Annotated in this window: 25 protein-coding genes; 11 read left to right on the top strand and 14 right to left on the bottom strand. The window is 63.5% G+C overall.

Annotated elements, in window-relative coordinates:
• Position 1: 1 nt before the first annotated feature.
• A complete protein-coding gene (locus TZ00_RS16210; protein WP_044443463.1) occupies positions 2–358 on the bottom strand; it encodes a PadR family transcriptional regulator in 357 nt (118 codons plus the stop codon).
• Between the two features lie 123 nt (positions 359–481).
• On the bottom strand, positions 482–1,366 hold the full coding sequence (locus tag TZ00_RS16205) for a LysR family transcriptional regulator (RefSeq protein WP_044443273.1): 885 nt from the start codon (positions 1,364–1,366) through the stop codon (positions 482–484).
• A gap of 162 nt (positions 1,367–1,528) precedes the next feature.
• On the opposite strand from TZ00_RS16205, the gene TZ00_RS16200 reads away from it, so the two are divergent.
• Positions 1,529–2,437: an SDR family oxidoreductase gene (locus TZ00_RS16200; RefSeq protein ID WP_044443462.1), complete on the top strand. Its 909-nt coding sequence runs from the start codon at positions 1,529–1,531 to the stop codon at positions 2,435–2,437.
• Between the two features lie 132 nt (positions 2,438–2,569).
• Here TZ00_RS16200 and dhaM read toward each other — a convergent pair whose 3' ends face one another.
• From dhaM to dhaK, 3 genes are read right to left on the bottom strand one after another with little or no spacing between them, the layout of a single operon-like run.
• On the bottom strand, positions 2,570–3,292 hold the full coding sequence (gene dhaM / locus TZ00_RS16195; protein ID WP_044443461.1) for a dihydroxyacetone kinase phosphoryl donor subunit DhaM: 723 nt from the start codon (positions 3,290–3,292) through the stop codon (positions 2,570–2,572).
• A 1-nt stretch (position 3,293) separates the two neighbouring features.
• On the bottom strand, positions 3,294–3,932 hold the full coding sequence (gene dhaL / locus TZ00_RS20455; protein WP_044443272.1) for a dihydroxyacetone kinase subunit DhaL: 639 nt from the start codon (positions 3,930–3,932) through the stop codon (positions 3,294–3,296).
• A 5-nt stretch (positions 3,933–3,937) separates the two neighbouring features.
• Positions 3,938–4,939, bottom strand: a complete 1,002-nt coding sequence (gene dhaK, locus TZ00_RS16185; RefSeq protein WP_044443270.1) for a dihydroxyacetone kinase subunit DhaK — start codon at positions 4,937–4,939, stop codon at positions 3,938–3,940.
• A gap of 185 nt (positions 4,940–5,124) precedes the next feature.
• Between dhaK and TZ00_RS16180 the strand changes: the two genes are divergently transcribed.
• Positions 5,125–5,934 carry an MIP/aquaporin family protein gene (locus tag TZ00_RS16180; protein ID WP_084606226.1) on the top strand — a complete coding sequence of 270 codons (810 nt, stop codon included), beginning with the start codon at positions 5,125–5,127 and terminating at the stop codon, positions 5,932–5,934.
• Positions 5,935–6,018: 84 nt separating this feature from the next.
• Positions 6,019–7,533 carry a glycerol kinase GlpK gene (gene glpK / locus TZ00_RS16175; RefSeq protein ID WP_044443268.1) on the top strand — a complete coding sequence of 505 codons (1,515 nt, stop codon included), beginning with the start codon at positions 6,019–6,021 and terminating at the stop codon, positions 7,531–7,533.
• Position 7,534: 1 nt separating this feature from the next.
• Here the strand turns inward: glpK and trpD are convergent, their stop codons facing one another.
• Positions 7,535–8,587: an anthranilate phosphoribosyltransferase gene (trpD, locus tag TZ00_RS16170; protein WP_044443266.1), complete on the bottom strand. Its 1,053-nt coding sequence runs from the start codon at positions 8,585–8,587 to the stop codon at positions 7,535–7,537.
• Between the two features lie 65 nt (positions 8,588–8,652).
• Here trpD and ctaE point away from each other — a divergent pair, with 65 nt between their 5' ends.
• From ctaE to trpS, 5 genes are all read left to right on the top strand, one after another.
• Positions 8,653–9,321: an aa3-type cytochrome oxidase subunit III gene (gene ctaE, locus TZ00_RS16165; protein ID WP_078714974.1), complete on the top strand. Its 669-nt coding sequence runs from the start codon at positions 8,653–8,655 to the stop codon at positions 9,319–9,321.
• 58 nt (positions 9,322–9,379) lie between these two features.
• Positions 9,380–10,168, top strand: a complete 789-nt coding sequence (qcrC, locus tag TZ00_RS16160) for a cytochrome bc1 complex diheme cytochrome c subunit (protein ID WP_044443264.1) — start codon at positions 9,380–9,382, stop codon at positions 10,166–10,168.
• An 88-nt stretch (positions 10,169–10,256) separates the two neighbouring features.
• Positions 10,257–11,333 carry a cytochrome bc1 complex Rieske iron-sulfur subunit gene (gene qcrA, locus TZ00_RS16155; RefSeq protein ID WP_044443262.1) on the top strand — a complete coding sequence of 359 codons (1,077 nt, stop codon included), beginning with the start codon at positions 10,257–10,259 and terminating at the stop codon, positions 11,331–11,333.
• Positions 11,330–12,970, top strand: a complete 1,641-nt coding sequence (qcrB, locus tag TZ00_RS16150; RefSeq protein ID WP_044443260.1) for a cytochrome bc1 complex cytochrome b subunit — start codon at positions 11,330–11,332, stop codon at positions 12,968–12,970. The genes qcrA and qcrB overlap by 4 nt, the downstream gene beginning before the upstream one ends.
• A gap of 207 nt (positions 12,971–13,177) precedes the next feature.
• Positions 13,178–14,218 carry a tryptophan--tRNA ligase gene (trpS, locus tag TZ00_RS16145; protein WP_044443259.1) on the top strand — a complete coding sequence of 347 codons (1,041 nt, stop codon included), beginning with the start codon at positions 13,178–13,180 and terminating at the stop codon, positions 14,216–14,218.
• Between the two features lie 75 nt (positions 14,219–14,293).
• On the opposite strand, the gene TZ00_RS16140 is transcribed toward trpS, so the two are convergent.
• From TZ00_RS16140 to TZ00_RS16120, 5 genes are all read right to left on the bottom strand, one after another.
• Positions 14,294–14,710: a cytochrome c oxidase subunit 4 gene (locus TZ00_RS16140; RefSeq protein ID WP_044443257.1), complete on the bottom strand. Its 417-nt coding sequence runs from the start codon at positions 14,708–14,710 to the stop codon at positions 14,294–14,296.
• A gap of 3 nt (positions 14,711–14,713) precedes the next feature.
• A complete protein-coding gene (gene ctaD / locus TZ00_RS16135; protein WP_044443255.1) occupies positions 14,714–16,450 on the bottom strand; it encodes an aa3-type cytochrome oxidase subunit I in 1,737 nt (578 codons plus the stop codon).
• Positions 16,451–16,462: 12 nt separating this feature from the next.
• Positions 16,463–17,332, bottom strand: a complete 870-nt coding sequence (gene ctaC / locus TZ00_RS16130) for an aa3-type cytochrome oxidase subunit II (protein ID WP_044443254.1) — start codon at positions 17,330–17,332, stop codon at positions 16,463–16,465.
• A 160-nt stretch (positions 17,333–17,492) separates the two neighbouring features.
• A complete protein-coding gene (gene erpA, locus TZ00_RS16125; protein ID WP_044443252.1) occupies positions 17,493–17,855 on the bottom strand; it encodes an iron-sulfur cluster insertion protein ErpA in 363 nt (120 codons plus the stop codon).
• A gap of 108 nt (positions 17,856–17,963) precedes the next feature.
• Positions 17,964–19,394, bottom strand: a complete 1,431-nt coding sequence (locus TZ00_RS16120; RefSeq protein ID WP_044443251.1) for a dipeptidase — start codon at positions 19,392–19,394, stop codon at positions 17,964–17,966.
• A gap of 46 nt (positions 19,395–19,440) precedes the next feature.
• Between TZ00_RS16120 and TZ00_RS16115 the strand changes: the two genes are divergently transcribed.
• Both TZ00_RS16115 and TZ00_RS16110 read left to right on the top strand, forming a co-directional pair.
• Positions 19,441–20,010 (top strand): DUF3043 domain-containing protein, encoded by a 570-nt coding sequence (locus TZ00_RS16115; RefSeq protein WP_044443250.1) that lies wholly within the window; start codon positions 19,441–19,443, stop codon positions 20,008–20,010.
• Between the two features lie 39 nt (positions 20,011–20,049).
• Entirely contained in the window at positions 20,050–20,481 is a 432-nt protein-coding gene (locus TZ00_RS16110; protein ID WP_044443248.1) for a YdeI/OmpD-associated family protein, read from the top strand.
• On the opposite strand, the gene TZ00_RS16105 is transcribed toward TZ00_RS16110, so the two are convergent.
• From TZ00_RS16105 to hisD, 3 genes are read right to left on the bottom strand one after another with little or no spacing between them, the layout of a single operon-like run.
• Positions 20,478–21,518, bottom strand: a complete 1,041-nt coding sequence (locus TZ00_RS16105) for a quinone-dependent dihydroorotate dehydrogenase (protein WP_044443247.1) — start codon at positions 21,516–21,518, stop codon at positions 20,478–20,480. The two genes, TZ00_RS16110 and TZ00_RS16105, sit on opposite strands and share 4 nt — an antisense overlap.
• Before the next feature lie 2 nt (positions 21,519–21,520).
• The gene (gene nrdR / locus TZ00_RS16100) at positions 21,521–22,009 is read right to left on the bottom strand and encodes a transcriptional regulator NrdR (RefSeq protein WP_044443244.1); all 489 of its coding nucleotides are present in this window, start codon (positions 22,007–22,009) and stop codon (positions 21,521–21,523) included.
• 10 nt (positions 22,010–22,019) lie between these two features.
• Positions 22,020–23,336 carry a histidinol dehydrogenase gene (gene hisD / locus TZ00_RS16095; RefSeq protein ID WP_044443243.1) on the bottom strand — a complete coding sequence of 439 codons (1,317 nt, stop codon included), beginning with the start codon at positions 23,334–23,336 and terminating at the stop codon, positions 22,020–22,022.
• 82 nt (positions 23,337–23,418) lie between these two features.
• Between hisD and TZ00_RS16090 the strand changes: the two genes are divergently transcribed.
• A complete protein-coding gene (locus tag TZ00_RS16090; protein WP_044443241.1) occupies positions 23,419–23,958 on the top strand; it encodes a flavin reductase family protein in 540 nt (179 codons plus the stop codon).
• Positions 23,959–23,965: the final 7 nt, after the last annotated feature.

Genomic DNA, 23,965 nt, shown 5'->3' with positions numbered 1-23,965 from the left:
ATTACTTCTCTCCTTTGTCGTGCGGTTGTTCAATGTGGTGGTGGAGGAGTTCGATCCGCTCTGAGAGCGACGTCCATGTCCTCCAGAACTCTTCGAGGTAGTCGCTGCCCAGGGGGTTCAGCGAGTAGACCTTGCGAGGTGGCCCCTTCTCAGACGGGACCTTTGCCACATCCACGAGACCACGTTGCTCGATCCTGATCAGCAGCGCGTACACGGTGCCTTCGACGATGTCGGAGAACCCCTGCTCGCGCAGCCGCGCCGTGATCTCATAGCCGTATGCCGGCTGCAGTGCCACGATCGCGAGGACGACGCCCTCGAGCGTGCCCTTCAGCATCTCGGTCATCTGTTGCTTACTCATGAACACTCGCCTCAACTACTCAGTGATATTGACTACCACTAGATAGTAACGCCGACTACTGCTAGGTAGCAACACCGAATAGCGAAACGACATGAAGAACGTCGTGACGTGCTCGCTACGTGATTACTTCGGTGGGCATCCTGAAGGAACGAGCTTCGCCTTGGCGGACTTCTCGAAGGCGGCTACGAGCGGCTTCCGGTGCTCGAGCCTGCTCGCGACGACAATGGTGGACCAAGCGATGCCTTCAACGGGTACAGCAATCAGGTCGGGGCGGGGCGCGCCATTGCCCGGGCCGGAGGGTGCGACGGCAAGCGCCGCACCGCTGGCGACGGACTCGAGTTTGTCGTGCCACACGTCGGCGACGGGGCCGTAAGGGGCTGGACTTCCGTCAGGTCGGGGCGTGACCCTCCAGAACGCGTCATAGTCGGCGCGATCGTATCCGACCAGTGGTTCTTCGGCGAAGTCCTGGAGTGTGACCGAGGGTCGGTTCGCGAGACGATGGCCAAGGGGCACGAGGAGAACGCGGGGCTCCTCGTAGAGGACGGTGGTTCGGAGTCCGTCAGTCGGGAAAGGAGTGCGGGCCACAACAACGTCGGCCCGGTGGTCGAGAAGCGCCGCGTGCGCGTCGCTCCAGTGAAGATGGAGAGTGCGGACGTCAATACCTGGATTCGTCCGCTTCAGATGGGCAACCGCCGGCGTGATGATGAGGCCGCCCACGTACCCAACCGTGAGGCGATGCGGTGTCGCTACCTGGAGAACCTGCGCCACGGCTCGTGCTGCGTCGTCGAGGAGAGTTTCGGCGAGCGGTCGAAAGCTCACGCCCGCTTCGGTGAGCTGCGTTCCGCGGGAAGACCGTTCGAACAGCTGGACGCCGAGATCCTGCTCGAGCCGTCGGATGTAGCGGCTGAGCGTCGGCTGCGCGAGCCGGAGTTCGGCGGCGGCCCGTCCGAAGTTCTCGTGCCGGGCGACCACCGTGAAGTACCTGACGAATCGCAGGTCAAGATCCATGGGGATGCTTCCTCTGTCGGGTTCAGTCTAGGCATCATTCATTTTTCGTATGGCGTCGTGCAGAACCGGTCTTAGACGTATGGGCCCGTGATTCATAAAGTCGAAGGACAAGCCGGCCCAATGATGCAACCGGCGCAGACACTCGAATCAGAGGGCCTTTTCATGCGCATTTTTGTTACAGGAGCCACCGGCTATGTCGGCTCCGCCGTCGTCGCCGAACTTATGGCCAGCGGACACGACGTCGTGGGGCTCGCCCGCTCTGACAGCTCGGCAGCCGCGTTGGCAGCACTCGACGTCGACGTGCATCGCGGCGACGTGAGCGACCTCGACAGCCTCCGATCCGGCGCCGCGGCTGCGGATGGCGTCATCTACGCGGCCAACCAGCACATCTCTGAGACAACCGATTCAGCCGCGCGCGCCAAGGCAGAACGTAACGCGGTCGAAGCGATCGGTCTCGAGCTCGAAGGGACCGGCAAACCGTTCGTCGTTACGTCGGGAGTCATCGGGCGTACTCCCGGTCGGCTACTCACCGAAGACGACGAAGCCGACATGAGTCCGCTCACCGCGCTTCGGCTGCCCGTGGAGGCGTCCGTCCTGGCTCTCGCGGACAGGGGCGTTCGGTCATCGTCTGTGGCTCTGACTCCGACCGTGCACGGCGTCGGGGATACTCGCGGCTTCGTCTCGATGCTCATCGCCATTGCGAGGGAGAAAGGCGTTTCCGCGTACGTCGGTGACGGGTCCAACCGGTGGCCTTCCGTGCACCGTCTCGACGCGGCCCGACTCTTCCGGCTCGCAATTGAATCGGCACCCGCTGGAACGCGCCTACACGCAGTCGGGGAAGAGGGCGTACCATTCCGCGACCTTGCGCAGGCGATCGGACAACACCTCGATCTTCCCGTCGAAAGCATCGGCGGGGCGGCCGAGGCAGCCGAGCACTTCAGTATCCTCGCGCTTCTCGTCACTCTCGATAGTCCCGTCTCGAATGCACTTACCCGTGAGCGATTCGATTGGGAGCCCACCCACCCGACTCTGGTTGCCGACATCGCCGACGGGCACTACTTCAACCGCTGAGCGTCAGAACGCGAGTCTGGATCGCGACCCACATTCAGCGCACGAGCACATCGTGATGTTCTGTCTCGCGTGGCGAAAGCGAGCGCAGGAAGTCCATGACAATCCGCCGGCCATCGGTGCGCTCGGGCGCCGTCAATTCTCCCCGAGCCCCGACTCTATGAGTTCGGCCAGTGAGTCGACTGCGGACCGGCCGTCCGCCGACGGAGTCGCCAGCTCAACCTTGCTGCCTTTCACGAGACCCATCGACATGATGCCAAGAAGACTCCTCGCGTCTTTTCCATTGACCGTCACGGGCACGTCCAGTCCGTTCGCCATCTTCACGAACTCCGCCGCCGGACGCGCGTGCAGGCCGTCGCGGTTGACGATCGTCACGCTGCGCGAGTAACCGGATGACGCTTCTGCGCCGACGGTCGCCGCTTCCTCCTCGTTCGGTGCGTCCTCCCCTGGCAACGAGAATGCACCTATGGCCGAGCGGGCGGCCGACACGACCGCTGCCAGGTCTCCCCCGCCCTCCGCCTCGACGGCCGCAGCGACGGCGCCCTCGACGAGCGGCGCATCCACGATGACGACCCGATCACGAACGTCGTCGTCGTCGAGGAAATCCCTCGCCGTCTCGGCCGTCAAGATCGCAGAACCCAGATCGCACAACACCACGACACCCGATCCGGAATCGACTGCAGCGATCGCCTCTCCGACCCGGTCGAAACTCGTCCCTATTCCGCCGTCGTCCATTCCGCCGGCCGCCGCCAGCGCTGTTCCCTGTGCCATCTGGCCGGCCAGCTCGACGAGGCCCTCTGCGATCTTCGAACTGTGCGAGACGAAAACGAGACCGACTCTGCCAGCGACTCCTGCCACGTCAGACGCCCGCCGCTGCGTCGGCGGCGACACGAAGCAGAAGAGCTGAGGACTGAGCGCCGGGGTCTCGGTGTCCGATGGCCCGCTCCCCCAGATAGCTCGCACGTCCCTTACGCGCGACGAGCGGCTCCGTGGCACGCGCGCCGGCTTCGGCGGCCGTCGCCGCGGCATCCAGAATCGCTGCCTCGCCGAGCCCGTCGGCCAACGCCGACGAGGCGGCGTCGACGGCAGGAGTCCAGGCGTCCACCATCGTCTTGTCGCCCGCCTCGGCCTTGCCCCGAAGCACGATACCGTCACGGGCAGCCGTGAGCATGGCGACGACGGCCTCGCCGTCGAGCTCCGCATGACCGGCTACCGCTCCCGCGGCTTTCAGATAGGCGGTTCCGTAGAGCGGCCCGGCCGCGCCGCCGACGGTCGAGATCAGAGTCGTCGCAACGAGCTTCAGAGCATCGCCCGGCGTCGCATCAGCCGGGAGATCGTCGAGCTTCGGCAGAACGGCGGAGAAGCCGCGATCGAGATTCTCGCCATGGTCACCGTCGCCGATCTCGCGATCCAGTGTGATCAGTTCGACCCGATGCTCCGAGACGACCGCCGCGCTCCCCTTGATCCAGCGGACCGCCCAGTCCGTGTTCAACGTCATGCCGCCTACCGTCCCCACCGCAGAGCGGCCGTCTCGACGGGCGCGTCCCACAGCTGTTCTAGTTCGTCGTCGAGTTTCATCACGGTAATGCTCATTCCTTGCATCTCTAGCGACGTCACGAAATTGCCGACCAGGGTGCGCGACACGGTGATGCCACGCTCGGCGAGAGCCTCCGCTGCGCGTCGGAAAACGATGTACAGCTCAACCTGCGGCGTGCCACCCAAGCCGTTCACAAAGAGCAGAACTCTGTCGCCGGATGCAAAAGGAAGGTCATCGACGATCGGTGCGAGTATCCGATCGACGATCGCGTCTGCCGGCTCGATCTTGATGCGCTCGCGGCCTGGTTCGCCATGGATGCCTATGCCGATCTCGATCTCGTCGTCGGCGAGAATGAAGCTCGGCTCCCCCGCATGTGGAACGACGCACGGCGTCAGGGCGACCCCCATGGATCGGGTCACAGCATTGACTCTGGTCGCGATCGCCGCGACTGCGGCGAGGTCATCGCCTCGCTCCGCCGCCGCGCCCGCGATCTTCTCAACGAGAACCGTGCCCGCAACTCCGCGACGCCCGGCCGTGTAGAGAGAGTCTTTGACGGCGACATCGTCGTCGACGATCACGGTCTGCACGTCGATGCCGTCGGCAGCTGCAAGGTCAGCGGCGGTCTCGAAGTTGAGCACGTCGCCCGTGTAGTTCTTGACGATGTGCAGCACCCCCGCTCCCCCATCGACGGCTTTGGTCGCTGCGAGGATCGGGTCTGGGGTCGGAGAGGTGAAGACGGGACCGGGCACAGCCGCATCGAGCATGCCGAAACCGACGAATCCGCCGTGCAGCGGCTCATGGCCGCTGCCGCCGCCGCTGACGAGGGCTACCTTGCCCTGTTTCGGCGCATCCTTGCGGGTGATGTAGATCGGGTCGTGCGACACGGCGACCACGTCTCCGTGGGCCGCTTCGAATCCGGCGACTGCTTCTTCGACCACTCGACGCGGGTCATTGATGAGTTTCTTCATGGGTGGCAATCCTCTGTGATGGCCGTGCGACCTGGACGCGTCTCTGCGAACAGGGAGCTGCGCGGGAGCGGAGCTCGCAGTGTCAAATGTACTCGTCCGCTCCAGTTCCGTGGAAGAGTCCGACCATTTCGCTCAAGACCATATGCGCCAACGATCCGCGCGGATATGGTGTAGTCAACCGCTTGATGTGGGGTTCTGCACAAGGTGACATAGACGTCACACGAAAGAAGGTCAACGTGGACAATCTTGGGGTTGTATTTCTCTCTGAATTGGTAGGCACTGCGCTGCTGGTTCTGCTCGGCTGTGGTGTGGTCGCGAACGTGGCTCTGGTGAAGAACAAGGGCTTCAATGGCGGGTTTCTGATGGTGAACATCGGGTGGGGCTTCGCGGTCTTCTCCGGTGTCATCGTGTCGTACAACAGCGGCGCTCACCTGAACCCGGCCGTCACTCTGGGGCTGGTCGCGAATGGTGCGACCGAGTTCGGTTCCGGGGTCCCGGTGAATATCGTGTCGATCCTCACCTACATCGCAGCCCAACTGCTCGGTGCGATCATCGGCGCCGTGTTCGTGTGGCTCGCGTACAAGCAGCACTTCGATGAAGAACCGGATGCCGCGAACAAGCTCGGCGTGTTCTCGACCGGTCCCGCGATCCGCTCCTACGGCTGGAACCTGGTCACCGAGATCATCGGCACCTTCGTTCTCGTGTTCGTGGTGATCGGCTTCGGACGTCAGGAGCCCGGTGGGGGTCTTGCCGCGTTGGGTGCTCTTCCCGTGGCGATTCTCGTGATCGCGATCGGCGCATCCCTCGGTGGCCCGACCGGATACGCGATCAACCCGGCCCGTGACCTCGGACCCCGCATCGCCCACGCCCTGCTGCCCATCAAGGGCAAGGGAGGATCCGACTGGTCCTACTCCTGGGTCCCCGTCGTCGGACCCATCATCGGTGGTGTCCTCGCCGGCCTCGCCGCCGTCCCCCTCCTCCCCATCCTCACCTGAAACACAGCGGGCCCGCACATGATCGTGTCGGGCCCGCTCTTCATTTCACCGACGAACCTCAGGATTCAACGAAGGAGTTAGACAATGACGGACTACATTCTCGCGATCGATCAGGGTACGACCAGCACACGGGCGATCGTCTTCGATCACTCGGGCTCGATCGTGTCGACAGGCCAGCTCGAGCACGAGCAGATCTTCCCCAAAGCGGGCTGGGTCGAGCACAACCCCAAAGAGATCTGGGACAACACTCGCGAGGTCATCGGACAGGCCCTGTCGAAGGCGAACATCACGCGCCACAACATCAAGGCTGTGGGCATCACCAACCAGCGCGAGACTGCGGTGGTCTGGGACAAGAACACGGGCGAGCCCGTCTACAACGCCATCGTCTGGCAGGACACCCGCACCCAAGAGATCGTCGACCGGCTGTCTGCGGACGGCGGCGGCGACCGGTTCAAAGACATCGTCGGTCTCCCACTGTCGACGTACTTCGCCGGAACCAAGATCGTCTGGATTCTCGAGAACGTCGAAGGAGCCCGCGAACGGGCCGAGGCGGGAGACCTGCTGTTCGGCACGACCGACAGCTGGGTCACCTGGAATCTGACCGGCGGGGTAGACGGCGGTGTGCACATCACCGACGTCACGAATGCCAGCCGCACCCTCTTCCTGAATCTCGAAACGCTCGAGTGGGACGACGACATTCTCGCCGTCTTCAATGTGCCGAGATCGATGCTGCCGGAGGTCAAGAGCTCCTCGGAGGTCTATGGCCTGGTGCACGACTCGAGCCTTCTGCGCGAGGTTCCGGTCGCCGGAATCCTGGGCGACCAGCAGGCGGCCACATTCGGTCAGGCGGCGTTCGACAAGGGCGAGGCCAAGAACACCTACGGCACCGGAAACTTCCTGATCTTCAACACCGGCACCGACATCGTCAAAAGCGAGAACGGCCTCCTCACCACCATCGGCTACAAACTCGGCGACGGCGAGACCCACTACGCCCTCGAAGGCTCCATCGCCGTCACAGGCTCACTCATCCAGTGGCTGCGCGACAATCTCGGCATCATCTCGTCGGCACCCGAGGTTGAGGCGCTCGCCGACACGGTCGACGACAACGGAGGCGCCTACTTCGTGCCGGCGTTCTCCGGCCTCTTCGCGCCGCACTGGCGATCGGATGCCCGTGGCGCGCTGGTCGGCCTCACCCGGTACGTGAACAAGGGCCACATCGCCCGCGCCGCGATCGAGGCGATCGCATTCCAGACGCGCGAGGTTCTGGATGCCGTCAACGCCGATTCCGGCGTTCCGCTGACCGAACTGAAGGTCGACGGCGGAGCATCCGCAAACGACCGCCTCATGCAGTTCCAGGCCGACATCCTCGATGTGCCGGTCGTGCGCCCCGTCGTTGCAGAGACCACCGCCCTCGGCGCGGCCTACGCCGCCGGCCTCGCCGTCGGCTTCTGGTCGACCCTCGACGAACTGCGCGACAACTGGCAGGAAGACAGGCGCTGGACGCCGAGCATGGACGACGCCGAACGCGAGCGTCTGCTGCGCAATTGGAAGAAGGCGGTCACGAAGACCCTCGACTGGGTCGACGAAGACACGCAGTGAGTCAGTGACGCGTGGCTTCGGCCCACGCGTCGAGAGTGGCCGTCGCCGCACCGGAATCGATCGTCCGGGCGGCCACGGCCATTTTTTCGCGCAGACGATCGACGATCGGCCGCCGCCCCTGTTCAGGATCCGACGCCAGGTCGAACGCCACGAGTCCGGCGGCGGCGTTCAACAGAACGATGTCGCGAACCGGGCCCGACTCTCCCTGCAGCACGCGGCGTGCGATGTCGGCGTTGTACTGGGCGTCACCGCCGAGCAGATCGCTGATCTTCGCTCGGGCTAGACCGAGATCTCGAGGATCGAGATCGTGCTCGACAACGGCCCCGAGCGACACTTCCCAGATGTGACTGTGGCCCGTGGTGGTCAACTCGTCGAGGCCGTCGTCTCCCCGGAACACGAGCGCAGTGGCGCCCCGTGTCTGAAAGACACCCACGAAGATCGGCACTCTGTCGAGTTGTGCCACACCGACGGCGGATGCCTCGGGCCTGGCCGGATTGCACAGCGGGCCGAGATAGTTGAAGACGGTCGGCACGCCCAGCTCGCGCCGGACGTTCGCGACATTGCCGAATCCAGGATGGAATTTGGCAGCGAAAGCGAAGGTGATTCCGGCCTCGTCGAGCACCTGAGCGGTGCGCAGATTCGAGATGTCGAGATCAACGCCCAGCGCCTGCAGTACGTCAGAGGAGCCGGACTTCGAACTGGCTGCCCTGTTTCCATGTTTGACCACAGGCACACCGGTCGCCGCGGCCACAATCGAGGCCATCGTCGAGACATTCACGGTTCCGTGCCTATCTCCCCCGGTGCCGACGATGTCGAGAGCACGCGGGTCGACATCGAGGCTGACGGCGTGATCGAGCACGGCATCCCGAAAACCCACGATCTCGTCGACAGTTTCGCCTTTGGCGCGTAGTGCAATGAGAAAGGCGGCGAGCTGAGCATCGGATGCAGCCCCCGACATGATCTGATCCATGGCCCACGAGGAGTCCGATACCGAGAGATCGTCTCGAGCTAGAAGAGTGGAGAGAATTTCGGACCAGGACTCTGAGTACGCCATAGGCCGATTCTAAAGGCCGGACGACCGCCCGACCGGTGTCAATGGGCTCCGCCACTCACACCCAAATGCAAAAACCCTGTGCTGATATCGGACATAATGGAGAAGTGACGAGCAGCTCCCTGACCCAGACTTCGAGTGCCCCCCTGATTCAACGACCGAACGTCGTGGCAGTGGGCACAATCGTGTGGCTCGGAAGCGAGGTGATGTTCTTCGCCGGCCTCTTCGCCATCTACTTCACCCTACGCAGCACGTCCGGGCCATTGTGGGAGAGCGAGTCGAGCGTTCTCAACGTTCCCTTCTCCCTGGTGAACACCCTCATCCTCGTCGCGAGTTCGTTCACGTGCCAGTTCGGCGTGTTCGCTGCCGAGCGTCTTCAGGCACGCGCCACCGGCTGGAAGCCGACCCAGTGGGGCACGACCGAGTGGTTCTTCCTCACCTATCTCCTGGGGGCGATCTTCGTCTCCGGCCAGATCTTCGAGTACGCGACCCTCGTCTCCGAAGGCATCTCGATGAGTTCGAGCGCGTACGGTTCGGCGTTCTACCTCACGACAGGCTTCCACGGTCTTCACGTGACCGGCGGACTCATCGCCTTCCTGCTTGTGATCGGCCGAATCTTCGCCGTCAAGAACATGGGGCATCGCGAGGCGACCAGCGCCATCGTTGTTTCGTACTACTGGCACTTCGTCGACGTGGTCTGGATCGGCCTGTTCCTCGTTATCTACGTGCTGAAATAATCGACCGGCACACCCGAGCACTGGTCGAACGAAGAGAGTTGTGAAAAGAGTGAAGAGAATGGCCCGAAAAGGCAGCGCGGCAAACAGACGTCACCCCTTGGCGACTGTTGCCCTGATCGCAATCGGACTGATGTTCACCGGCGGTGGCTATGCGCTCTTCAGCAGCACCGCCACCGCTGAGACCAACACGGCGTCGCAGACCACCATCGACGAGGGCAAGAAGCTCTTCGCCGCCAACTGCGCCAGCTGTCACGGACTCGACCTCCAGGGAACGGGCGCGGGGCCCAGCCTCCTCGGTGTCGGCGCCGCCTCTGTCGACTTCCAGGTCGGAACCGGTCGTATGCCGATGGCCATGCAGGGCCCGCAGGCCATGCAGAAGACGCCCCAGTTCACCGCAGACGACACCAAGGCGCTCGCAGCCTACGTCGCGTCCCTGTCACCCGGCCCGGCGGTTCCCGACGACAGCCTGCTCGATGGCAAAGGCGATGCCAGCAACGGCGCCGAGCTCTTCCGCATCAACTGCGCCATGTGCCACAACGTCGCAGGTGCCGGCGGGGCTCTGACCGAGGGCAAGTTCGCGCCCGCACTCACCGGAGTCGCTGCGGTGCACATCTACGAGGCCATGGTCACCGGCCCGCAGAACATGCCCGTCTTCAACGACAAGAATCTCTCGCCCGAAGACAAGCGCGACGTCATCACGTACCTCAAGTACATCGAGAAGAACCCGTCGCCGGGCGGATACGAACTCGGCAGCCTGGGCCCCGTAGCCGAGGGACTCTTCGTGTGGATCTTCGGACTCGGCGCCATCGTCGCCTTGACCGTCTGGCTCACTGCGAAGTCGAACTAGACCAGCGCCCAGCTGCGCACACATTCTTCACCGAGGCGAGGACGACCCGTAAGGGACTTCCTCGAAGAAAAGCTCGAAAGGCAATCACATGGCACATGACGATCTGAGCGGCAAGGACATCACCGCTGTTTCGTCGGCTGGCGTCTCCCACGAGACGGCAGCTCCTGGCACGGCCGTCATCCCGTCCGAGACGTTCGAGAACCCGGGCTTCCCGCCTCACCGTCCGCGCGTGACCGACACCGATCCGAAGGCCGAGAAGAAGGCCGAGCGACAGGTCTACACCTTCTTCTATCTGTCAATCGTCGGCAGTATCTTCGCCATCGCCTCGTACATGGCGTTCCCCATCGAAGACGGTGACACGGGCGCTCTGCGCCTTCACACGATGATGCTTGGCATCGGAATCGTTCTCGCCCTCTTCGGGTTGGGATTCGGTGCAGTGCACTGGTCCAAGAGCCTCATGGCCAACCACGAGGGAATCGACCTGCGGCACCCCGTCCGTGGCAGCGACGAGACCCGCGCCCGCGCTGTCGAGATCTTCAAGCAGGCGAATGAGGAGTCGGGTTTCGGACGCCGCACACTTGTTCGCAACACACTCCTGGGTGCGCTCGTCGCCTTCCCCCTTCCCGCGGTCGTCCTCTTCCGCGGCTGGGGCCCCCAGAACGAAAACCCCGTCGAGCTGCTCGAGCACACCATGTGGAAGAAGGGTGCCCGTCTCACCCTCGACCCCTCCGGTCTGCCGATCAAAGCATCCGACGTCACCCTCGGGTCTGCATTCCACGTGATTCCTGAAGGCCTGAACGAGTCGGAGCACCGCCTTGAAGAGAAGGCGAAAGCTGCCGTCCTTCTTATGCGCCTCGACCCCGCCAAGCTGAAAGAGAGCCCGGAGCGCAGAGGATGGTCGTACGACGGCATCGTCGCATACTCCAAGATCTGCACCCACGTGGGTTGCCCCGTCGCCCTCTACGAGCAGCAGACGCACCACCTGCTGTGCCCCTGCCACCAGTCGACGTTCGATGTCACCGAAGAGTGCAAGGTCATCTTCGGGCCGGCAAAGCGCGCACTCCCGCAGCTCCCCATCGCCGTTGACGGCGAAGGCTACTTGATCGCCCAGAGCGATTTCCACGAACCTGTCGGCCCGAGCTTCTGGGAGCGATCTTCATCATGAGTACAGTGACCACGCCGGACACAGCGCCCGCACCGGCCCCGACACAGTCGTCTTCGCAGCGCAGCAGCACGAGCCGCTTCACCGAGGCTGCCGCCAACTACATCGACGAGCGCACCAGCATCTCGGGCGTCGTCAAAGAGTTCGGCCGAAAGATCTTCCCCGACCACTGGTCATTCATGCTCGGTGAGGTCGCTCTCTACAGCTTCGTCGTCATCCTCTTGACGGGCACGTTCCTCACGTTCTTCTTCCAGGCGTCCATGGCCGAGGTCGTCTACAACGGCTCGTACGTTCCCCTCAAGGGCGTCGAGATGTCCACCGCCATGTCGTCGACGCTCAACATCTCATTCGACGTTCGCGGTGGTCTTCTCATCCGCCAGATCCACCACTGGGCGGCTCTGACGTTCATCGCGGCCATCGGCATCCACATGCTGCGCATCTACTTCACCGGCGCGTTCCGCAAGCCGCGTGAGTTGAACTGGGTCATCGGTTTCATCCTGTTCATCCTCGCTCTCGCCGAGGGATTCACGGGATATTCGCTTCCCGACGATCTCCTCTCGGGTAACGGCCTTCGCATCATCGACGGCCTCATCAAGGGTCTTCCAGTCGTCGGAACCTGGATCTCGTTCCTGCTCTTCGGCGGCGAGTTCCCCGGAACAGACATCGTCGGCCGACTGTATTCGCTGCACATTCTGCTGCTTCCCGCGATCCTCGCCGTTATGCTCGCTCTGCACCTCGTCTTCGTCGTCGTGCACAAGCACACTCAGTGGTCCGGCCCCGGCCAGACCAAGGACAACGTGGTCGGCTCCCCCATCCTGCCGATGTTCGCTGCCAAGGCTGGCGGCTTCTTCTTCATCGTCTTCGGCGTCATCGCCCTGATGGGCACGTTCTTCACGATCAACCCCATCTGGAACTATGGGCCCTATGACCCGTCCCCGGTCTCTGCAGGAACGCAGCCCGACTGGTACATCGGATTCGCCGACGGCGCTTTGCGACTGATTCCGCCGGGACTCGAATTCGAACTGTGGAACCGCACCTGGTCGTTCAACATCATCATCCCGGTGCTCATCCTGACCGGCCTGATCGTTGCAGTCCTCGTGTACCCGTTCATCGAGGCCTGGATCACCGGTGACAAGCGCGAGCACCACCTGCTCGACCGTCCGCGTAACGCGCCGACCCGCACAGCGATCGGTGTCGCCGGAGTTCTGTTCTACGCCGCCCTCTGGGGGGCGGCGAGCTCCGACCTCATCGCCACGCACTTCCAGCTGTCGATCGAGGGCGTGATCCACGTGAACCAGGCTCTGCTCGTCCTCGGCCCGATCATCGGATATCTCGTGACGAAGCGCGTCTGCCTCGCCCTGCAGAAGAAGGATCGCGAGATCGCCCTTCACGGCTTCGAATCAGGACGCATCGTGCGACTCCCGGGCGGTGAGTACATCGAGGTGCACCAGCCTGTCGACGAGTACGAGCGCTGGAAGCTGGTCGACTACAACGACTACCAGCCTCTGATGATCCGTCCGAACGCACAGGGCAAGATCACCGCCGTGCAGCGCTTCCGTGCAGGAATGTCGCGGTGGTTCTTCGAGGACCGCATCGCGCCGGTCAGCCCGAAGGAGATCGAGCGCGGCGGTCACCACTAACCCCAGTACGCGCGGCATACAGATCCGTCGGGCTCTCTCCAACGAGACCGCCCGGCGGATCTTTTGGTATTCTCCCCTCTATGCACTTCAACCAATCCGCATGGTGGTGGCTGCGATAGCAGCCGGTTGAAGCATGTTCACGGGCTGCGCGGCAGCTCGTGAACGACCCGAGTACTCCGTGCGGCTCCCACAAATCGGGAGATACACATGGATTCCTTTAGCGCAACCGCAGAACGCTCGATGGAGATCTCGGCCGCCGTGGCCAAGCATCCGGAGCGCTTTCGCGTGCTGACCGGCGAGCGGCCCACCGGACCGCTGCACCTGGGGCACTACTTCGGCACCATCAGGGAACGGGTGCGGCTGCAACAAGCCGGCGTCGAGATGTTTCTTGTGCTCGCCGACTACCAGGTGATCACCGATCGAGAAACGACGGCCCATGTTCGCGAAAACGTGTACAGTGCCGTGCTCGACTATCTCGCCGCGGGCATAGACCCCGAGCGCACCACGATCTTCACGCACTCATCCGTACCCGCGCTGAACCAGCTCGTGTTGCCATTTCTCAGTCTGGTCACGGAAGCTGAACTGCATCGCAATCCAACGGTGAAGGCCGAGCTCGCCGCGTCCGGGCGTGCCTTGAGCGGTCTGCTCCTGACGTATCCGGTGCACCAGGCTGCAGACATCCTGTTCTGCAAGGGCAACCTTGTGCCTGTCGGCAAAGACAACCTTCCGCACGTGGAGATGACCCGCTCGATCGCCCGCAGGTTCAACGAGCGCTACGGCAAAGTGTTCCCCGTGCCGGATGCCCTCATCACCTCGGCGCCCGAGGTTCCTGGGCTCGACGGCCGGAAGATGTCGAAGAGCTACGGCAACGCGATCTCATTGTCGATGACAGCGGATGAGACGGTCGACGCGATTCGCCGGACAAAGACAGATCAAGACCGGCGGATCAGTTTCGACCCCGAGCATCGACCCGGCGTCTCAGCACTGCTCACGACAGCGTCTTTGTGCCTGGGCATCGACCAGGTCGAGCTCGCCGAGGAGATCGGCGACCGGGGCAGCAGCGCTCTGAAAGACGCGACAGCGACAGCAGTGAACGACTACCTGGCGCCCCTGAGGAAGAGGCGGCAGACGTTCGCAGCAGACGCCGAACTGCCACGCGCGATCCTCGATCACGGCAATCGGCTTGCGAACATGGCGGCCGAGGTCACGCTCGCGGAGGTGCGTGAGGTGATGGGAACAATCTACTGAGCGGCCGGATGAAGCCTGCAACCACGAAGGGCCCGCCTCGAGCGAACGAGACGGGCCCTGGTGCAGGAGTCGAATCTACCGGGCGAAGTACCCGCGGTAGTACTCGTAGGTCCAGCCGACGATCGCGACCAGAACTAGTGCGACGCCGATGAAGGTGATCCAGGTTCCGACGGCGAACCCCAGCAGCATCAGCGAGGCCGACCCGGCAAGGATGACGGGCCACCAGCTCCATGGGCTGTAGAAGCCCATCTCGGGGTCGCCGTCGTCGATGTCGGAGTCAAGCCGATCTTCGGGCAGATCGCCACCCTGGGCACTGAAGACGCGACCCAGGTAGAAGGCAAGGAAGGCAGAAAGAACGCCGGCGAGGCCGATGCCGAGGGCGCCCACCCATTCGACCGTTCCCTGGTCGAGGACGTGCCAGAAGATGTATACCCCTGCGAGCAGGAGGCAGAAGACCGCGAGGATCCAGAAGAGATTCTTATTCGCTCTCATGGCCTACTTCACTTTCTCGGATGCTGTGTCGTACGTGGCAGCGTCAGGCGCGTCTTTCGCCGGCCCCACGCCGAAAGGGATGCCGGCCTCGGGGTGGTTGAGGTCGAAAGCCGGAGACTCGCTGCGGATGCGCGGAATCGACGTGAAGTTGTGCCTCGGGGGCGGGCACGACGTGGCCCACTCGAGTGACCTCGAGTAGCCCCACGGGTCGTTCACTGTGACCTTCGGCGCACGTCGAGCCGTGATGTATACGTTCAGGAAGAACGGCACCAGGGATGCGGCCAGCAGGAACGCTCCGACCGTGGACACCTGGTTCATCGACGTGAATCCGTCCTGCGGCGAGTACGTGGCGTACCGACGGGGCATGCCGATGACGCCGAGCCAGTGCTGGATGAGGAAGGTGGTGTGGAACCCGATGAACAGCATCCAGAAGTGCCACTTGCCCAGAGTCTCGTTGAGCATCTTGCCTGTCCACTTGGGCCACCAGAAGTAGAACCCACTGAACATCGCGAAGACGACGGTGCCGAAGACCACATAGTGGAAATGCGCCACGACGAAGTAGGAGTCGGAGACGTGGAAGTCGAGCGGGGGCGACGCCAGGATGACGCCCGTGAGCCCGCCGAACGTGAACGTGATCAGGAAGCCGATCGCCCAGAGCATCGGAGTCTCGAAGGTCACGGAGCCGCGCCACATCGTGCCGATCCAGTTGAAGATCTTCACGCCCGTCGGCACCGCGATGAGCATGGTCATCAGGGCGAAGAATGGCAGCAGCACCGAGCCGGTGACGTACATGTGGTGAGCCCACACGGTAACCGAGAGCGCAGCGATCGAGATCGTTGCATAGATCAGGGTCTTGTAGCCGAAGATCGGCTTGCGGCTGAACACGGGCAGCACTTCAGAGATGATTCCGAAGAACGGCAGAGCGATGATGTAGACCTCGGGGTGACCGAAGAACCAGAAGAGGTGCTGCCAGAGGAGCACTCCCCCATTGGCCGCGTCGTACACGTGGGCACCGAGAATTCGATCTGCCCCAAGGGCGAAGAGGGCGGCCGCCAGAACGGGGAACGCCATCAGGACGAGGATCGAGGTCACCAGGATGTTCCAGGTGAAGATCGGCATACGGAACATGGTCATGCCCGGTGCGCGCATGGTGATGATGGTGGTGATGAAGTTCACCGCGCCGAGGATGGTTCCAAAGCCGGAGATTCCGAGACCGATCACCCAGAGGTTGCCACCGTCTCCCGGGGTGAAGGTTTCGCTCGAGAGCGGAGCATAGGCGAACCATCCGAAGGATGCCGCGCCCTGAGGGGTCAGGAATCCCGCGACGGCGATGAGACTGCCGAAGCTGTAGAGCCAGTAGGCGAACGCATTGAGTCTCGGGAAGGCGACGTCGGGAGCGCCGATCTGCAGCGGCATAAGGACGTTCGCAAAGCCCGCGAAGAGCGGGGTGGCGAACATCAGCAGCATGATCGTGCCGTGCATCGTGAAGAGCTGGTTGTACTGATCTTTTGTCTGCAGGATCTCAAGCCCGGGCTCGAAGAGCTGCGCCCTGATGACCAGCGCCATCACGCCGCCGAGGCAGAAGTAGATGAACGACGAGATCAGATACATGTATCCGATGGTCTTGTGGTCAGTGGAGGTGATCCACTTGACCAGAACATTGCCCTTGCGCTCGGCGCTGCGGGATTGTCCGTCTTTGAGTGCCTGACCCATGGTCGGTGCTACGGCTGTAGTCGTCATGTGCGCGTTCCCCTACTCCGCTACCCGGGGCGACGTCGTGCCGGGGAGGTTCTGATTTCTGTCGTATTCGTGCCCGAGCTGGCCGTTGAATCCGGCGTCCTTCAGAGACTTGATATACGCGTCGTATTCATCCTGCGAAACGACCTTGACGTTGAAGAGCATGAGCGAGTGATATTCACCGCACAGCTCGGCACACTTTCCGCTGTACGTTCCCTCGCGCTCTGGTGTGACGTACATGTAGTTCGTCTTGCCGGGAATCATGTCTTTCTTGTAGAGGAAGTCGATGACCCAGAAAGAGTGGATGACGTCGCGAGCCTCGAGCTGGATCTCGACCTTCTTGCCTACGGGCAGGTAGAGGGTGGGGATCTCGGACTCGACAAGGCTGCCCTTGGCGTCGTCGGGATTGGGCTGGCCCTGGATGCCGGCGGAGTACACGTCTTCGTCGACGTAGTTGAAGTCCCATGCCCACTGCTTGCCGTAGACGGCGATCGTCACGTCGGGGTCGTCGTACTTCGCTTCGATGGCCGACTGGTCACGGGCGGTGAAGGCGAAGAAGCCCAGCACCAGGATCAGCGGGACCACGGTGTAGAAGATCTCGATCGGCATGTTGTAGCGCAGCTGAGCGGGGAGCCCGGTCTGGCCGCGGCGACGACGGTAGACGATCACAGCCCAGAGCGTGAGGCCCCAGGTGATGATTCCGACGATGAGGAGCACGATCCACGACGTGACCCAAAGCCCGATCACGCGGTCGACGTTGTTCGTCGTTCCAGGTTCGGTGGGCAGCCATCCCTGGAGCTGCTGCTGAGTGCAGCCCGCGAGAAGAAGTGCAAGGGTGGCGGCAATGGGAATTGCAGCCAGGCGGAGACGTCGAGAGCGCACCAGTGACCTTTCGGAAGACTGTCGGAGGAACTACCGACAAGTGTAGAGAACCGAGGTCTAGCCTACTCGACATAACACGCCCGCCTGAATCCACAAAGGGAGCCGCTTGACAGCGACTCCCTTGTGGAACAGCGGAATTCCGGGCCTGGTCGGGCCCGAAGAATCAGTGGAACGAATCGCCGCAGGCGCAGCTTCCGCCGGCGTTGGGGTTGTCGATCGTGAACCCCTGCTTCTGGATGGTGTCTTCGAAGTCGATGGTGGCGCCGTCGAGGTAGGGCACGCTCATCTCATCGACGATGACCTCGACGCCGTTGTAGTCGACGACAGCGTCGCCATCGAGCTGACGCTCGTCGAAGTACAGCTGATAGATCAGACCCGAGCATCCACCCGGCTGCACGGCAACGCGCAGGCGGAGATCTTCACGGCCCTCCTGGATGAGCAGGCTGCGCACCTTCTCGGCTGCGGCGTCGGTGACGCCCACGCGGTGGCTGGGAGCCTCGGTCTGGGTCAATACGGTGTCGCTCATGGCTGCTCCTAGTAAGTCGGGAAAGCACGTGCACCGTGATGTGCGATCGTTCGCACATGCACGTAGCTACTCGTCAGTCTAAACACGCAAACCGTGCGTGGGCGGATTTCATTCCGACAGCTCCGCGAGAGTTCTGCCGTTGAGTCGGGCGAGAAGGAATGCCTCGCTCAGAATCGCACGCTTGAGAACACCCAGGTGCTGCGATTCGTTAGGGCTGTGGGCGCGGGTATCGGGGTCCTCTACGCCGGTCACGAGAATTTGCGCGGACGGGAAGACACGAGCGAGATCCGAGATGAACGGAATGGACCCACCGATTCCCGTGTCGACCGGGTCGACGCCCCATCCGTCCTTCATGGCCGTCTTGGCCTCGCGCACGGCCCAGCCCGTCGTGTCGACGAGGAAGGCGTCGCCGAGGTCGACGTCGCTGATCTCGATCGTCGCTCCGAAAGGCGCGTGTTGCCGAAGGTGGCTCTCGATCGCCTCGAAAGCGTCGCTCGCCTTCTGGCCGGGTGCGATGCGCGAGCTGATCCGGACGGCCACCTGGGGCAGAAGAGTGTTGGATGCATTGGCCACGCTGGGTGCATCGATTCCCGTTACCGTGATGGCCGGCTGAAACCAGAGACGCGACAGGATCGAACCGCGACCGATGCTCGTCACTCCCCCGACGAATCCCGCTTCGTTCGCCAGCTGGCTCTCGGGATAGTCCGGCGTCGCCCCATCGGAGCCGACGAGTCCTTCAACCGCCACGGATCCGTCGTCACCATGCAGTGAGGCGAGGAGCCGAACGGCCGCCAGCATCGCATCCGGGGCCGCGCCGCCGAACATGCCCGAATGCGAGGCGTGCTCGAGCGTGCGCACGGTGAGCTTGAAGGTGACGTTGCCGCGAAGACTGATGGTGAGGGCCGGTGTGTCGACGTTCCAGTTGTCGGAATCCGCGACGACGATGACGTCGGCCTCGAGCTGGTCGCGATGCTTGTCGAGGAAGGCGGAGAAAGAACGCGAACCGAATTCCTCTTCGCCCTCGATGAACACGACCAGTCCCAGATCGAACTCGTTCGACGTCGCCTCGACCAGGGCGCGCACGGAGGCGATGTGCGAGACGACGCCCGCTTTGTCGTCGGATGCCCCACGGCCATAGAGACGGTCGCCGCGAATGGTGGGCTCATACGGGGCGGACTCCCAGTCGGCATCATCACCGGGAGGCTGAACGTCGTGGTGCGCGTAGAGCAGCACGGTGGGGCGGCCGTTCTTCGCGGCGCGTGATGCCAGCACCGCGGGCTGGCCGAGGGAGCCCTCGGGAGTCTCGGCCTGCGAGACGATCACCGAGTCGAAGGCGCCGGTCTGCTCGAGCAACGATGCGACAGCGTCGGCACTCTGCGCCACAAAAGCACGATCGAACGCGTCCCACGACACCGAGGGGATGCGCACGAGATCGGTGAGAGTCGAGACGGACCCCGGCATGTTCTGTTCGACGATGCGGCGAACCGTCCCCTGCAGCTCGCTCTCGGTGGAAGGTATCGCGCCCGTGTTCTCAGTCATAGAGGTAAACTTTATACTTCTGCACTTCTCGGCAAGGACGTACATCGTGGCCAAAGACAAAGCCCCCGCTCTCGACGCACCGCTCGACGACGCGCCCCTCAGCGGCAAAGGCCACGCGACTCCGACTCGCAAGGAACGCGAGGCGGCCAACAAACGGCCGCTCGTCGCCGGCGACAACAAAGAGGCTCGCAAGGCTTCGCGGGCGAAACTGCAGGAGTCCCGTGATCGGGCACGTATCGGCATGGCGAACGGCGAGGAGAAGTTTCTTCCGCTCCGTGACAAGGGCCCGCAGCGCCGCTACGTTCGTGACTACGTCGACGCCCGGTTCAGCCTCGGCGAGGTCATGATTCCGGTGATGTTCGCCGTAATCCTGGCAACACTCGTCCCGAACCCCACCGTGCAGACGGCTCTGATGCTCGCTCTCTATGCGTTCGTCATTCTGGTCATCGTCGACAGCCTGCTGCTGGGCTGGCTCGTGACACGCAAGCTCAAGGCGAAGTTCGGCGACGGCAAGGTCGAGAAGGGCGTCCGCTGGTATGCGGCGATGCGCGCTCTGCAGCTGCGCCCTCTTCGTCTGCCCAAGCCGCAGGTGAAGCGTGGCAAGTACCCGGTCTGATCCTCGACCGCTTCGAGCCGACACCGAAAGTCAGCGCCCATGAGATTCACCACAACCATCGTGCTCGACGGCAACAACACGGGCATCGAGGTGCCGGCCGAGATCATGTCGGCGCTTGGCGCAGAGAAACGGATTCCGGTCGTCGTCACGATCGGGTCTCACAGCTACCGCAGCAGCGTCGCGACCTACAAAGGTCGGCTGATGATCTCGCTGAGCGCCGCCAACCGAACGGCGGCGAACGTAGCGGGAGGAGACGAGGTCGAGGTCGAGATCGAGCGGGATACCGGCTCTAGAACGGTCACCATTCCCGCCGAGCTCGCACGTGCGTTCGTCGACGAACCCGACGCGAAGGCCCGTTTCGAGGCATTCTCATACACAAATCAGAATCGCATCGCACTGTCGATCGAGTCCGCCAAGACCGACGTCACTCGAGCACGGCGCGTCGACGCCGCCCTGTCCGAACTGCGCTAGACCGGATCAGCTGAGAGAAGTCGGTCCAATCCGCGGTTGATCTGGCGCGCCCACAGTGGGCCACGATAGAGGAACGCCGTGTAGCCCTGCACCAGCGTGGCACCGGAGCGCAGGCGTTCCACCACGTCGTGAGCCGTCTCCACGCCGCCGACAGAGATCACGCAGAGTTCTGCAGGCACCACTGAGCGAATGATGCGCAGAACGTCGAGCGATCTCGCCGCGAGAGGCGCCCCCGACAGCCCTCCGGCTCCGGCCGCGATGACCGTCTCCTCGGCAGTACGGAGCCCCTCGCGGGACAGCGTCGTGTTCGTGGCGATGATGCCGTCGAGACCCAGGTCCACAGCGAGTCTGGACACCCGCTCGATGGCGTCGTCGGTGAGGTCCGGCGCGATCTTCACCAGCAGTGGAGTCGAACCGGCCTCGGTCTTCACAGCCCTGAGAAGCGGCTCGAGCTTGTCGATCTCCTGCAGGCCACGCAGACCCGGAGTATTCGGGGAGCTGACGTTCACAACGAGGTAGTCGGCCACCGGCGCAAGGGCGCGGGTGCTCGAGATGTAGTCGCCGATCGCATCATCGACAGAGACAACCCGGCTCTTTCCAATGTTGACGCCGATCACCGGCCGACTCCGAAGCCCGGTGGCCTTCGCCACTCGAAGCGATGCCTCGGCCGCTCCCCCGTTGTTGAAGCCCATGCGATTCACAACAGCCCGGTCGGCGATGAGGCGGAAGAGGCGCGGCCTGTCGTTGCCCGGCTGCGGATGAGCCGTGATCGTGCCCACCTCCACATGCCCGAACCCGAGCGCGCCCAACCCGTGGATGCCACGGGCATCCTTGTCGAAACCGGCGGCAAGACCGAACGGGGTCGCGAATTCGAGCCCCAGCGTGCGCACCGCGTGCGACGACCGGGACGCGGTGAAACGGCGAACGAGGCCGCCGAGGCCGAGACGAGGTATAAGGCGGATCACCGTGAACGCAAGGTGATGCGCCCGCTCCGGATCGATACGGGTCAGGACGTGGGAGAAGAGGAGACCATACATGCTCACTCGACCGTTGCTTCGCTGTCGTCGCTCGATCGGGATGCCGCGTGCTCGACTCGCAGAAGCATGATCGCCTCTTCGAAGTCATCGAGCGAATCGAAGCCCTGATAGACACTGGCAAAGCGCAGATAGGCCACCTCGTCGAGCTCGCGAAGAGGCTGCAGGATGGCGAGACCGATGTCGTTGGCCTCGATCTGGGCCGCGCCGCTGAGCCGGACGGTCTCTTCGACGCGCTGGGCGAGGATCGCCAGGTCGGAATCGGTGACGGGTCGCCCCTGGCATGCCTTTCGCACTCCGCTCACGATCTTGTCGCGGCTGAACGGCACGACGACACCGCTGCGCTTGATCACGTTGAGGCTTGCGGTCTCAGTGGTGCTGAAGCGCCGACCGCACTCGGGGCACTGGCGTCGTCGCCTGATGGCGAGGCCGTCGTCGGTCGTTCGGGAATCGACGACTCTCGAGTCTGGATAGCGGCAATAGGGGCAGAACATGTCGCGGAGCCTAACGGTCGGGAGAGTCGAAGCGTACTGCCACGGCCTCGGCGTGCGCCGGAAGATTCTCCGACTCGGCGAGAGCGTGGATACGGTCTTTAACCTCGTGGAGGGCGGCGCGGTCGTAGCGGATGATCTGCTGCGGGCGCAGGAAGGTATAGGCACCGAGGCCGGAGGAGAACCGCGACTGGCCCCCCGTCGGAAGCACGTGGTTTGAGCCTGCCAGGTAGTCGCCGAGACTCACGGGAGAATACGCGCCGAGAAAGATCGCCCCGGCGTTGTGGATCGATGACACGATCGCGTCTGGATCGATCGTCTGAATCTCGAGGTGTTCCGGACCGTAGGCGTTGCTGAACTCGGCCGCCGCCGCAAGATCGTCGACGAGCACGATGGCCGACTGCACGCCGTCGAGTGCGATCGCGACCCTCTCGGCGTGACGAGTCGAGCGCGCGGTGTGCTCGAGAAGCGAGCGCACCTGATCGGCAAGCTTCGGCGAATCGGTGACAAGTACAGCCGCTGCGAGCTCGTCGTGTTCGGCCTGGCTCACCAGGTCGGCGGTGACGAAGGAGGCATCGGCACTCGCGTCGGCGATGATGAGAATCTCCGTCGGGCCGGCTTCGGAGTCGATTCCGGTTCGTGCGCCGACGATACGCTTCGCGGCGGCGACGTAGACGTTGCCCGGGCCTGTGATGACCTGCACGGGGTGCAGGCCGAGAGACGGGATGCCGTAGGCGAGTGCTCCGATCGCGCCCGCTCCGCCCATGGCGTAGACCTCGGTGATTCCCAGAAGCCCGGCGGCGCCGAGAATCGTCGGGTGCACCGATCCGCCGAATTCCTTCTGCGCGGGCGATACGAGGGCGATCGAAGCGACCCCGGCCACCTGGGCAGGCACGACATTCATCACCACGCTCGACGGGTAGACGGCCTTGCCTCCAGGCACATAGAGACCGACTCTTTCGACCGGGTGCCACCGCTGCTCGACGAGCGCGCCGTCGCCTAGCGTCGTTGTCATGGCCGGGGGGACTTGAGCACGCGTCGCCTGGCGTACACGTTCAATCGCCGACTCGAGAGCAGTGCGAACGTCTGGATCGAGATGTGCCACGGCCTCATCGATGTCACTCTGGGAGACACGGATCGACTGCGGTGTCACCCCATCGAAGCGCAGGGCCTGGTCGAGGATCGCCTGCTCTCCCCCATCGATGACGTCATCGATCAGCTGCTGAGCTGCAGCCTGCGCCACCGACACGTCGGTGAGCGATCGAGGCACGAGGTCGATGAGTTCTGAAGGACTAGGCTTGTGACCCCGAAGGTCGATCGTCTGAATCATGGCCTGTCCATTGTATTGGCCGATACCGGTCAGTGGCCGCCGTCGGGAATAGCTCACACGCTGCGTCGAGTTGGAGGACAGTGTGACCGATACATCCCAGCCCGACGCACCCGAGAGCACGTCCAGCCAGCCGCAGACCCCCGACGATCTCCTCGCCTTCAAACAGGCTTTCCGGCGCCACGCCGCTGGGGTCGCGGTCGTCACCGCGCTCTCGCCCGAGGGCGCACCGGTCGGCTTCACCGCAACGTCGTTGTCGTCGCTCTCCGCCGTGCCGCCGATGGCAACGTTCAACATGGCACGCTCGGCCAGCGCCTGGCGGGCGATCGCCGAGACCGATCATGTGGCCATCCACATGCTCGGGTCGCGCAACAGGCCCGTTGCCGAGATCATGTCGGGCGACCATGCGCTTCGCTTCGAGGGCGATCACTGGCATACCGGCCCGCACGGCCTGCCCATCCTGAACGATGTGACCGCATGGATGGTGGGACGCATCATCGGGCGCATGCCCCTGCACAACAACGCCGTCGTAGCGGTGCAGATCGAGCAAGGCGCGCTCGGCGAAGACGACGATGCCCTGCTTTACCACGAGCGCGCATACCGGCTGCTCGGCGATCACGCCTAGCCGAAGC

Source organism: Agreia bicolorata, from assembly GCF_000938265.1.
GTDB lineage: Bacteria > Actinomycetota > Actinomycetes > Actinomycetales > Microbacteriaceae > Agreia > Agreia bicolorata.
This window is presented reverse-complemented; position numbering and strand designations above follow the sequence as displayed.

Bases quoted from the DNA above. Each gene is read 5' to 3' on its own strand.
- ctaE (WP_078714974.1), top strand. From the start codon at position 8,653: ATGCAAAAACCCTGTGCTGATATCGGACATAATGGAGAAGTGACGAGC.
- hisD (WP_044443243.1), bottom strand. From the start codon at position 23,336: ATGATTCAGACGATCGACCTTCGGGGTCACAAGCCTAGTCCTTCAGAA.
- TZ00_RS16140 (WP_044443257.1), bottom strand. From the start codon at position 14,710: ATGAGAGCGAATAAGAATCTCTTCTGGATCCTCGCGGTCTTCTGCCTC.
- qcrB (WP_044443260.1), top strand. From the start codon at position 11,330: ATGAGTACAGTGACCACGCCGGACACAGCGCCCGCACCGGCCCCGACA.
- nrdR (WP_044443244.1), bottom strand. From the start codon at position 22,009: ATGTTCTGCCCCTATTGCCGCTATCCAGACTCGAGAGTCGTCGATTCC.
- trpD (WP_044443266.1), bottom strand. From the start codon at position 8,587: ATGGCGTACTCAGAGTCCTGGTCCGAAATTCTCTCCACTCTTCTAGCT.
- TZ00_RS16105 (WP_044443247.1), bottom strand. From the start codon at position 21,518: ATGTATGGTCTCCTCTTCTCCCACGTCCTGACCCGTATCGATCCGGAG.
- glpK (WP_044443268.1), top strand. From the start codon at position 6,019: ATGACGGACTACATTCTCGCGATCGATCAGGGTACGACCAGCACACGG.
- TZ00_RS16210 (WP_044443463.1), bottom strand. From the start codon at position 358: ATGAGTAAGCAACAGATGACCGAGATGCTGAAGGGCACGCTCGAGGGC.
- erpA (WP_044443252.1), bottom strand. From the start codon at position 17,855: ATGAGCGACACCGTATTGACCCAGACCGAGGCTCCCAGCCACCGCGTG.
- ctaD (WP_044443255.1), bottom strand. From the start codon at position 16,450: ATGACGACTACAGCCGTAGCACCGACCATGGGTCAGGCACTCAAAGAC.
- TZ00_RS16200 (WP_044443462.1), top strand. From the start codon at position 1,529: ATGCGCATTTTTGTTACAGGAGCCACCGGCTATGTCGGCTCCGCCGTC.
- TZ00_RS16120 (WP_044443251.1), bottom strand. From the start codon at position 19,394: ATGACTGAGAACACGGGCGCGATACCTTCCACCGAGAGCGAGCTGCAG.
- dhaK (WP_044443270.1), bottom strand. From the start codon at position 4,939: ATGAAGAAACTCATCAATGACCCGCGTCGAGTGGTCGAAGAAGCAGTC.
- qcrC (WP_044443264.1), top strand. From the start codon at position 9,380: ATGGCCCGAAAAGGCAGCGCGGCAAACAGACGTCACCCCTTGGCGACT.
- TZ00_RS16180 (WP_084606226.1), top strand. From the start codon at position 5,125: ATGTGGGGTTCTGCACAAGGTGACATAGACGTCACACGAAAGAAGGTC.
- trpS (WP_044443259.1), top strand. From the start codon at position 13,178: ATGGATTCCTTTAGCGCAACCGCAGAACGCTCGATGGAGATCTCGGCC.
- dhaL (WP_044443272.1), bottom strand. From the start codon at position 3,932: ATGACGTTGAACACGGACTGGGCGGTCCGCTGGATCAAGGGGAGCGCG.
- qcrA (WP_044443262.1), top strand. From the start codon at position 10,257: ATGGCACATGACGATCTGAGCGGCAAGGACATCACCGCTGTTTCGTCG.
- TZ00_RS16205 (WP_044443273.1), bottom strand. From the start codon at position 1,366: ATGGATCTTGACCTGCGATTCGTCAGGTACTTCACGGTGGTCGCCCGG.
- TZ00_RS16110 (WP_044443248.1), top strand. From the start codon at position 20,050: ATGAGATTCACCACAACCATCGTGCTCGACGGCAACAACACGGGCATC.